7 protein-coding genes (1 of these 7 running past the window's edge) are annotated in these 9,810 nt (G+C 70.4%); all 7 read left to right on the top strand.

Features of this window, described 5'->3' with window-relative positions; genetic code table 11:
• On the top strand, positions 1-379 hold the 3' portion of the coding sequence (locus tag ACX9MN_RS25365) for an Hcp family type VI secretion system effector (RefSeq protein WP_331298132.1). It extends 137 nt beyond the left edge of the window; 379 of the gene's 516 nt are visible here — the last part of the coding sequence; the start codon falls outside the window, past its left edge; its stop codon occupies positions 377-379.
• 182 nt (positions 380-561) lie between these two features.
• Positions 562-924 (top strand): hypothetical protein, encoded by a 363-nt coding sequence (locus ACX9MN_RS25360; RefSeq protein ID WP_139215704.1) that lies wholly within the window; start codon positions 562-564, stop codon positions 922-924.
• Positions 925-984: 60 nt separating this feature from the next.
• Entirely contained in the window at positions 985-2,964 is a 1,980-nt protein-coding gene (locus ACX9MN_RS25355; RefSeq protein ID WP_489725780.1) for a type VI secretion system Vgr family protein, read from the top strand.
• Between the two features lie 7 nt (positions 2,965-2,971).
• Positions 2,972-4,147 (top strand): DUF2169 family type VI secretion system accessory protein, encoded by a 1,176-nt coding sequence (locus ACX9MN_RS25350; protein WP_489725779.1) that lies wholly within the window; start codon positions 2,972-2,974, stop codon positions 4,145-4,147.
• Positions 4,144-4,734 (top strand): PAAR-like domain-containing protein, encoded by a 591-nt coding sequence (locus ACX9MN_RS25345; protein ID WP_489725778.1) that lies wholly within the window; start codon positions 4,144-4,146, stop codon positions 4,732-4,734. Before ACX9MN_RS25350 ends, ACX9MN_RS25345 begins: the two co-directional genes overlap by 4 nt.
• Positions 4,735-4,739: 5 nt before the next feature.
• Positions 4,740-5,243 (top strand): hypothetical protein, encoded by a 504-nt coding sequence (locus ACX9MN_RS25340; protein WP_489725777.1) that lies wholly within the window; start codon positions 4,740-4,742, stop codon positions 5,241-5,243.
• Positions 5,243-9,433 (top strand): RHS repeat-associated core domain-containing protein, encoded by a 4,191-nt coding sequence (locus ACX9MN_RS25335; protein WP_489725776.1) that lies wholly within the window; start codon positions 5,243-5,245, stop codon positions 9,431-9,433. Before ACX9MN_RS25340 ends, ACX9MN_RS25335 begins: the two co-directional genes overlap by 1 nt.
• The last annotated feature ends 377 nt before the right edge of the window (positions 9,434-9,810 follow it).

Below are 9,810 nucleotides of genomic sequence, written 5' to 3'. Positions count from 1 at the left end.
CCGCGTCACCATCCCGCGCGACCCGCAGTCGGGCCAGCCCTCGGGCCAGCGCGTCCACCTGCCGTTCAAGTTCACCGCGCCGCTGAACAAGGCGACCCCGCTCCTGTACAACGCGCTCACCTCGGGCGAGATGCTGACCAAGGTCGAGGTCAAGTGGTTCCGCACCAGCTCGGCCGGCAAGCAGGAGCACTTCTTCACCACCCGGCTGATCGACGCGACCATCATCGACATCGACGCCCAGCTGCCGCACTGCCAGGACGCGCGCAACGCCGACTTCACCCAGCTGATCGCCGTGTCGCTGTCCTATCGCCGGATCGAGTGGGAGCACACCGTCGCCAGCACGTCGGGCGCCGACGACTGGCGCAAGCCCAAGGCCTGAGCCGGACGACCTGAGCGGCGGGGGACGAGCGCATGCGCGCCTCGGGCGGCTCACGCGCCAAACGGCCCAGGCGGCTCCGCCTGGTCCAGCCGTGCGGCTCGCAGGACGCGGTACGCCCGGACGCGGGTGTCCAGGACGAGCCCGTCCCGGACGAACCCCCGCCGCGGCCGATCCCGGCCCGGATGGTCCGACCGCCCGCCCCGCTGCCGATGCGGTGGCCGGGCTGGCGCGACCACGCCCGCGACCTCGCGCTGGTGCCGGGAGCTTTGGTCACCGCCCTGGCGATCCAGGTGTTCTCCGCCGACCCGGCCGAGTGGATCGTCGACCTGCCCGAGGCGGCGGCCGTGGCGTTCTGCGCCGTGCCGGACGGGCGCGACGGGATGCCGATCCTCCTGGCCCTGCTCACGCTCGGCCCGGTGCTCGGCCTGATCGGCCTGGCCGGCCTCAGTCGCCCGCACTCCTGGTTCGGCCTGGTCCTGGGCGCGGGGCTGGCCGCCTTCTGGCTGCAGCGCTTCGTCCTCCACGTCCCGGCCTGCACCCCCTGAGCCGGCAACCCCCTTGAGCCGGCCCCCGCCGGCCGGGACCGCCGCCTTCGAGAGACCCCGATGATCGCCCTGCCCGCCGAGATCACCCAGCCGCTGAGCGAGATCGAGCGCGACTTCACCCTCGCGTTCATCGCAGACGGCCTGCCGGAGGCCGATCTCGCGGTCACGGGCTTCCGCCTGGAGGAGGCGATCTCGGGCCTGTTCCAGGCCGAGATCGCGCTGGCCTCGCCCGACCCGGGCCTCGACCTCACCGCGCTGCTCGACAAGCCGGCGCGGCTCACCGTGCTCGACCGCTACGGCCCGCCCCGCCACGTCCACGGCGTGGTCGCCCTGTCCGAGCGCGGCGACAGCGGCGCGCACCACACGCGCTACTCCGTCCTGCTCATGCCGGCGCTGCACCGCCTGCGCTTCGGGGCCGATTGCCGGGTCTTCCAGGAAAAGAGCGTGCCCGAGATCGTCGAGGCGGTGGTCAAGGAGACCGGCGTCAGCGCCTACCGCCTCGCGCTGACCGAACAGCACCCCGCGCGCGAGTATTGCGTGCAGTACCGGGAGACGCACCTCGCCTTCATCGAGCGGCTGATGGCCGAGGAGGGCATCGCTTACCACTTCGAGCACGCCGAGGGCGGCCACACCCTGGTGCTGACCGACGCGACCAAGCTCGCCCCGGACGCGCCGGGCGCGGAGGCGATCGAGTACAACGCGCTGCCGGGCGGCACGGTGAAGGGCCCGCATGTCGGCCGGTTCACGTGGCGGGAGGTTGTGGCGCCCTCCGATGTGGTCCAGCGCGACCACTTCTTCCGCAACCCCGTGCACGACTTCGAGTCGCGGGCGCAGGCGAGCGTGCTGAACGGGCTGACGCACAAGCTGGAGATGTACGACTACCCCGGGCGCTACAAGGCGGACGCGGTGGGCCGGGCGTTCACGCGCTACCGCCTGGAGGGGTTCCGGGATGAGGCCAGCCACGGCGAGGGGGCGGGGCGATGCGCGCGGCTGCTGCCCGGGCACCGCTTCGAGCTGACCGAGCATCCCGATCCGGCCTTGAACCGGCGGTTCCTGGTGGTGGCGGCGAGCCACGCCGGCAGCCAGCCGGGGGCGGTGGCGGGCGATGCCGGCGACGGGGGCGCGTACCTGACCACGTCGTTCCGGGTGATCCGGCACGACACGCCGTACCGCCCGGACGCGCCCGCCAAGCCGCGGGTGGAGGGCCCGCAGATGGCGATCGTGACCGGTCCGGCGGGCGAGGAGATCCACTGCGACGCGTTCGGCCGGGTGAAGGTGCGCTTTCCCTGGGACCGGTCGGGGCGGACGGACGACACGGCCTCGTGCTGGATCCGGGTGAGCCAGGGCTGGGCGGGGGCGAGCTGGGGGCAGATGGCGCTGCCGCGGGTGGGCCAGCACGTGATCGTGGACTTCCTGGAGGGCGATCCCGACCAGCCGATCATCACGGGCCGGGCCTACAACGCGCGCGAGCCGGTGCCGTACCCGCTGCCGGCCCACAAGACGCGGATGACGATCCGGTCGAAGACGCACAAGGGCGAGGGGTTCAACGAGCTGCGGTTCGAGGACGAGCAGGGCCGCGAGGAGGTGTTCGTCCACGCGCAGAAGGACATGCGGGTGAAGGTGCGCCACGACCGGCGCAAGCGGGTCGACCACGACCAGTCGGAGAGCATTGGGAACGACAAGTCGATCGATGTCGGCGGCAACCACGTCGAGACGATCGCGCAGAACAAGCAGCTCACGGTCGGGATGAACATGAACCGCACCGTCGGCATGACCTCGTCGGAAGAGGTCGGGATGATGAAGAACACTGTGGTCGGGCTCGCCCAGACGGTGACGGTGGGCAAGACCTGCACGATCAGCGTGGGCGAGGAGTTGGTGATCCAGGTCGGAGGCGGGGCCGACAAGGACGGCAATGCCGGCGCCGCAAAGGCGATGCTCGTGATGAAGAGCAACGGCGACATCCTGCTCAAGGGCGTGAAGATCTACCTCGATGGCGAGGCCCACGTGCAGATCGCCGCGGCGATGATCGACAACAACTGAGGTCGTCATGCCGGAGCTGGTCAACCACGCCCCGTTCCCGAACTTCCGATACTATGCCGGCGACAACCGCGGCGGCGAGTTCGGCGTGGTCATCGTCAAGGCGACCTACGCGCCCGGGAGGGACGGGCGGCTGGCAGTGGCCGAGGAGCAGGCGCCGCTGCTGTTCACGGATGCCTGCCACGGGGCGGTGAACGTCAGCTCGGCGTGGCACCCCTCGGACCTCGTGTCGTACAAGCCGCGCACCGACATCCTGGTCAACGCGGTGGCGCGTGCGCCCGGGGGCGTGCCGATCCCCGCGTGGCTGGCGGGGGTGCGGGTCTCCCGGGGCGGCGCGACGGTGGTGGAGAAGCGGGTGCGGGTGACCGGCCCGCGGCGCTGGGAGCCGGACTGGGCGCGGGCGCTGTCGGACGAGGAATGGGCGGAGTGGCCCCGCCACCGCGCGGCGTTCCGGGGCTGGCGCCTGTCGGATCCGGAGCCGGTGGCCGAGGTGCCGCTGCACTACGAGCTGGCCTTCGGCGGCACGCCGCCTGCGGGCACGGATGCCGAGGGCCGGCCGGTCTTCGCCGACGACCCCTACAACCCGATCGGCTGCGGCTGGCTGCACCCGGAGGGCAGCGACCACACGCGGGCGCACCCCGCGCCGCAGATCCTCGGGGCCGACGAGGTGCTGGACGAGCCCTACACGCTGCGGCGGCCGCACACGCTCGGGCCGATCCCGTGCGCGTGGGAGCCGCGGCTGCCGCTGGCCGGGACCTACGACCAGCGCTGGCTGGACACGATCTGGCCGGACTGGCCGCCGGACTACGACTTCGCCTACCACAACGCGGCCCATCCCGACCTGATCTGCCCCGGCCACCTCGTTGGCGACGAGCACATCCAGCTCGCCGGGCTGACCGGGGATGCGCGGCCGGTGCATCTCGACCTGCCGGGCGAGGCACTGGCGGTGGCGTTCGCCGAGCCCGGGGGCGCGGTCGAGGTCCGGCCGATGGTGCTGGACACGGTACTGCTGGACGTGGCGGCACCGCAGCTCGCGGACGCGCGGGTGTTCTTAAGCTGGCGGGTGCGGTTCGAGCCGGACCGGTACGCCACCGCCACGATCCTGCGCCGGCCGCCGGCGGAGCTGGCGGGCGACAGCCCGAATGAAACTTCCATCGACGAGCGGGCGCGGGAGCGGGCGGCATGAGCGAGGGTCGGATCTCGGCGCGCAAGGACGGATCGAACGTGATCGTGTCGAAGGGTCCGGACGTGTGCCTGACGCCGCGGGGCAGCGCGATGGTGCCGGTGCCCTACACGTCGATCGCATTCCTGTCGTCGGCCACGCGCACGTCGACCTCGGTGCGCAACAACGGCAACTACGACTTCCAGCTGAACTCGCGGTGCGCGACCTCGACCGGGCACGAGCAGGGCACGGGCAAGGGCGTGAAGGTGCCGGGCTATCTCGGCATGGCGCACGCCAAGGAGGGGTCGAGCTTCTTCTACTCGGAGGGGTTCGCGGTGGTCAGCCACCGGGACCCGGCCTGGATCAACCGGCCCGATCCCGGCGGCGAGGAGCCGAAGAAGGGCAAGCAGTCGGTCGAGTTCGCCGCCAACACGACTCAGAACTTCAAGTACGCCTGCAAGGTCCTGAGGATCGATCCAGTCGACGCGTCGGACGCCCTGCACGCCGCCAAGCAGGCGGCGGCCGTCCCGGCCAACGGGGCCTACACGTTCGACCTGAAGACAGGCGACATCTTCTACGGCGGCGAGCACATCGGCAACCTGGGGGAGTGAGGATCATGGCAGCGCGCAAGATCCGTCACAACCCGATAGACCTGAGCCTGCGGCTCACGAGCCGGCAGGTGCCGCTCGATGACGTGGTCGAGCACCTGGGCTTGCCGGTGGTGCAGAGGCACAGGCTCGGCGAGCCGCTGGCCGAGACCGGTCCCTTGGCCAGGCGAGTGGCGGACGCGCATTACGCCGCCCTGGCCGTATCCGAGGACGCCGATGTCGCGGGCGCGACGGCTTCGGTCGAGCGCGTCGCCGCGTCCGTGTCGGCCCAGACGGCGCTCGTGGAGGGCCTACGCAGGGGACGGATCGAGGGCGTGATCTGGATCGCGGTGCTCGGCCGGGTGCCGACAGCGACGCCCGAGTTGCCGGCGGAACTCGTGGCGCGGGTGGCGGCGCTGGGTCTGGTCGTCTTCCTGGAGAACTACAGCACCTGGGACGGCGAGGGCGACACGCCGCCGAAGACATGGCTGCCGCACCCGCCCGCTGGGTCGTCTGATGTAGGGGCTGCGTGATGGCGTCCGGTTCGGAAGGGAAGCACTTCGCCTACACGCCCGGGACGTCATCGACCTCGCCTCCAGGGGGCGGAACCGCGCCTCAGCCGGGCCACGCGGGGAGCACGCCGCTACACCGCGGCGACGCGCGTGAACAAACCGGCGATCATGAGTCCCAGCAGAGGGCCAACTGCAAAGCCGAAGTTAATTCCGGTTGCACGGCAGCTCCAAGGAAACTCTCTCATGTCTTGAGCGATAAAGCAAAGGCCGCAGCGATCGTTTCTGGAAAAGGTGTTCCCTATTATCAAAAAGCTTTGGACGACATCGTCGGATCCTACGACGGTTTCGTCAAGATGGGCCCAAATCCGGCTAATCCGCGCGCGCTAGACCAGCTATTACACCGGTACGACTCCCTCCAAAGCGGAAGCACCTCCGATAGCGTGTTTAGTGGCGTATTCACGAATGCAGATATATCCGGTCAATTCACCAAGGAATTTGCCGAAGAGTATGCCAAGCAGGGCCTTATTATGGCTTTGGAGGGCGCTGCAGGGCGATACGTCATTGGACCGATACTGAGTCGCGTTGCCCCCCACCTTGCTGAAGCAGCTGAGAGCGTCAAAGGGATCTTCTTTCGCAAGGCGGCCCCGACGCCTGCCAGCAAGGCCGCTGGCGAGGTCGCCAGCGAGGCCGTTGAAGCCGGCGAGGGGAGTGGCCCTTCGGCCACCACGACCGTCGGCGAGCCGGTCTCGGTCACGACCGGCGAGTACCTGGAGACGTGGCACGACTTCCTGGTCCCCGGCGCGCTGCCGCTCGACGGCGCCCGGTACATGGGCTTGCAGATGCCCGACGCCGCGGGATGGCCCCGGCCGCTCGGCCCCTGCCAGATTTCGGCCTTCGACGAGTACCTCGACAACTACGCCCCCGGCCACCTCGCCTTCCACCAGGCCGACGGCAAGCGCATCGCCTTCGAGCGCCCGTTCAACTTCCTGCCCGTAAAGAACGCCGGATACCCCCACCTCGAACTCACCGCACCCTGGCTGCGCCAACTCCGCCTCAAGGACCAGCGCCTCCTCAAGCATTTCCGCCAGTACCCGGACGGCTTCTATCGGCTGGAGCGCGTCGAGGATCTCTCCGGCAACGCGCTCACCCTCACTCGCGACCACGCGGGCGTGCTCCTGCGGGCCGAGAGCTCCGACGGCCTCGCGCTCGCCTTCGACAACGACGCGGCCGGCCGGCGCACCGGAATCACGCTGATCGGGCTCAGCGGCGCCAGCCTGAGGCTGGCCGAGTACGGCTACGACACAGGCGGCCGCATGGCCCGGGCCGACTGCGGCTTCGGCATGTCGGTGCAGTACGACTGGCAGCCCGACCGGCCGCTGCTCGCCCGCTGGCACAACAAGACCCGCCGCTCGCAGACCGTGTTCGGCTACGACGATGCCGGCCGGGTGGTGCACACCGAGACCACCGGCCTGTGGAACGGCGACCGCTTCCTCTACGACGCGGCCGAGCGCCGGACCACCTACCTGCCGGGCGGCGACGCGGCCCGGGCGCAGGTCTTCGCCTACGACGAGAACGACAACGTCACGGCCGAGACCGACGCGCTCGGCGCCACCACGCGCCACAGCTTCGACCGCTACGGCTTCCGCACCGCCACCACGGACGCGGCCGGGGCTACCGCGCGCACGCGCTACGACATCTTCGGCAACGTGCGGAGCCACGTCGACGCCGAGGGGCGGGAGACGCTGTACGGCTGGGGACCGGAGGGCCAACTCGACATCGTCGTCGACGGCGCGGGCAACGTCCGGCGCAACGACTACGATGCCCAGGCCAACCTCGCGGCCGAGACCGACGCCGAGGGCCACCGCACGGAGTACGAGCGGGACGCCCGCGGCCGGATCACCCTGACGCGCTTCCCCGACGGCACCGAGGAGCGGCGCACCTACGACGCGGGCGGCTGGCTCGCCAGCGTCACCGACGCCAGGGGCGGCGTCACCCGGTTCGGCTACGACGCGTTTGGGCGGCTCATCGAGACCACCGACCCGCTCGGGCGCACGACGCGGCTCACCTACGCGGCCGGTCCCGGCGGCTTTGCCACCCCGACCGGGCTGACCCGGCCGGACGGCACGACGGTGGCGCGCGCCTTCGATCCGGAGGGGGCGCTGGCCAGCGTCACGGACGGCGAGGGCCGGACCTGGCGCTACCGCCACGGCGCCTTCGACGTGCTGGAGGCGATCGAGGACCCGAACGGCGGCACGCTCACGCTCGTCTACGACGGCGAGGGCCGGCTCACGCAGGTGACCAACGCGCTCGGCCGGCGCTACGCGCTGGAGCGGGATGCCGCCGGCCGGGTGGTGTCCGAGACCGACTTCGACGGGCGCACCACGCGCTACACCCGCGACGTCCTCGGGCGGGTGAGCGAGACGGTCAGGCCGGACGGTGCCCGGCTGGCCTACACTTACGACCGGACCGGGCTGGTCACCGGGATCGCGGTGTTCGGCCCGGACGGGCGGCGGCAGGATCAGGTCGCCTATGGGTACGACCAGCGCGGGCTGCTGGTCGAGGCGACGAACGGCGCGACGCGGATGGAATACATCCGCGACAGGGACGGGCGGATCGTCGAGGAGGATGTCGGCGGACGCCGGGTGCAGAGCCGGTACGATGCCTGCGGCCGGCGTGTGACGCGGCGGATCTTTTCCGGGATCGACCAGCCGCATGAAGTCCGGCTCGGCGAGCACGTCACCCGCCACGCCTACGATCCGCTGGGCGCCCTGGCCGCGCTGGTGGTGGCCGAGCACGCAACGCTCGCCTTCACCCGGGACGGGCTCGGGCGCGAGGTCCGGCGTGAGAGCGCGGCGGGGTTCGTGCTGGACAGCGCCTGGGACGCGGGCGGTCGGCTGTCGGCGCAGCGGGGCGGGCGGGCGATCCGGGGCCTGTCCGGGGCGATGGCGGTGCAGCGGGCGGGTCTGGCGGCCGACGCGGCGCGGCCGATCGAGCGCAGCTATGCCTGGGACCAGTCGGACGCGCCGACCGCGATCGTCGAGCGGCTGTGGGGCGAGGCGGCGTTCGCCTACGACGGCAACGGGCAGGTGGCCGAGGCGCGCTTCGGCGAGCGGGCGGAGCGGTTCTCGTATGACCCGGCGCGCAACCTCGCGGGTGTGGCGGTCTCTGGTCCTGGCGTGGCCGCGGATGTGGCGGGGCTGTCAGGCTGGAGCAACAGCCCGGGCGGGGTGGTGCGGCTCGCGCGCGGGCCGAACGGCGAGCGCCTCGCGCTGAGCCACGACGCGTGCGGGCGTGTGGTCGAGCGGCGCCTGGAGCGGGCGGGGTTCCGTCCGCAGGTTTGGCGCTACCGCTGGGACGGGCTCGACCGTCTGGTCGGGTGCACGACGCCAGACGGCGAGGTCTGGACCTACGGCTACGATCCGTTCGGGCGTCGGCTGTGGAAGCGGCGGGCGCTGAGCGAGGCCGAGCGGGCCTGGGTCGGCCAGCGCTATCCGGGGCAGGACGGGCCAGAGGTGGACCGCGGGGCGCACTACCTGGAGCCGCGGCGTCCGGAGCCGGTGGCGCCATGGGCGGATCTTCATGCTCCCGATCTGCCGCCGATCATCGGCACGGCGTTCTCCTGGGACGGGGACGTGGTGGCGGAAGAAGCGCCGCTCGACGTCACGGAGCACGCGCATTGGCATCTGGCGACCCGCTGGGCGCAAGAACCGGGCGGTTTCGTGCCGCTGGCCAGGGAGGCGTGGACGCCGGCGGGTCGGCGCCTGTCGTACGTGGTGACGGACCATCTCGGCACGCCGCGGGAGTTGGTCGACGAGGACGGCGCCGTCCAATGGGCGGCGCGTCTGTCGACCTGGGGCGCGGTTCTGGGTGTCAAGGCGGCGCTGCTGGCGCCGGCCAACGACGATGGCGGTGGGTATGGCGGGCTCGGCGGGATCGGCAGTTCTGTGCCGGTGCGGGTGTCGGGCAACCTGGCGCTGCGGGCGGCGCCGGAGGCGGCGGCGTGGGCTTGCCCGATCCGGTTCCAGGGCCAGTGGGCGGATGCGGAGACGGGGCTGCACTACAACCGGCACCGACACTATGATCCGGTGGCGGGGCAGTATGTCAGCCCGGATCCGATCGGGCTGGAAGGAGGTGACAGGCCGCAGGGGTACGTCGACCGGCCGGTTGGCTGGGTTGATCCGTTAGGACTGGATGCTCGTGCACTCTATTAGAGACCGGCGCCGGAAGCACCCGCAAATTGGAACACCGCTAGGCAGAATTACTGGAAAAACTTAGGTCAGCAGGAGAGGGAAACCCGTCATATAAATATTCATCTGCAAACATAGATCGCATGGAGCATGGCTTAGCACCGAAAATGTCGATGGTAGTCAGAAGTCGAAGAACTGGACAGCTATCAACAAGGGATCTCTCTCTTGAGCTGCATCATAGAACGCTGACACAGAGAGGGGGAAGCGCGCGTGCTAACGAGAGCTGGAACTTAGAGCCAACTACGCCATGAGGCCATCAAGGTATGGACGCATTTCATAATACTGGGCACGATTTGGTTCGAATATTAAATGGTACAAATTCATTGCATCCGTAGATAAGG

The organism is Methylobacterium sp. 1A (genome assembly GCF_058072805.1).
Note: the sequence above shows the minus strand (reverse complement) of the source record. Positions and strands in the feature narration are given on the sequence as shown.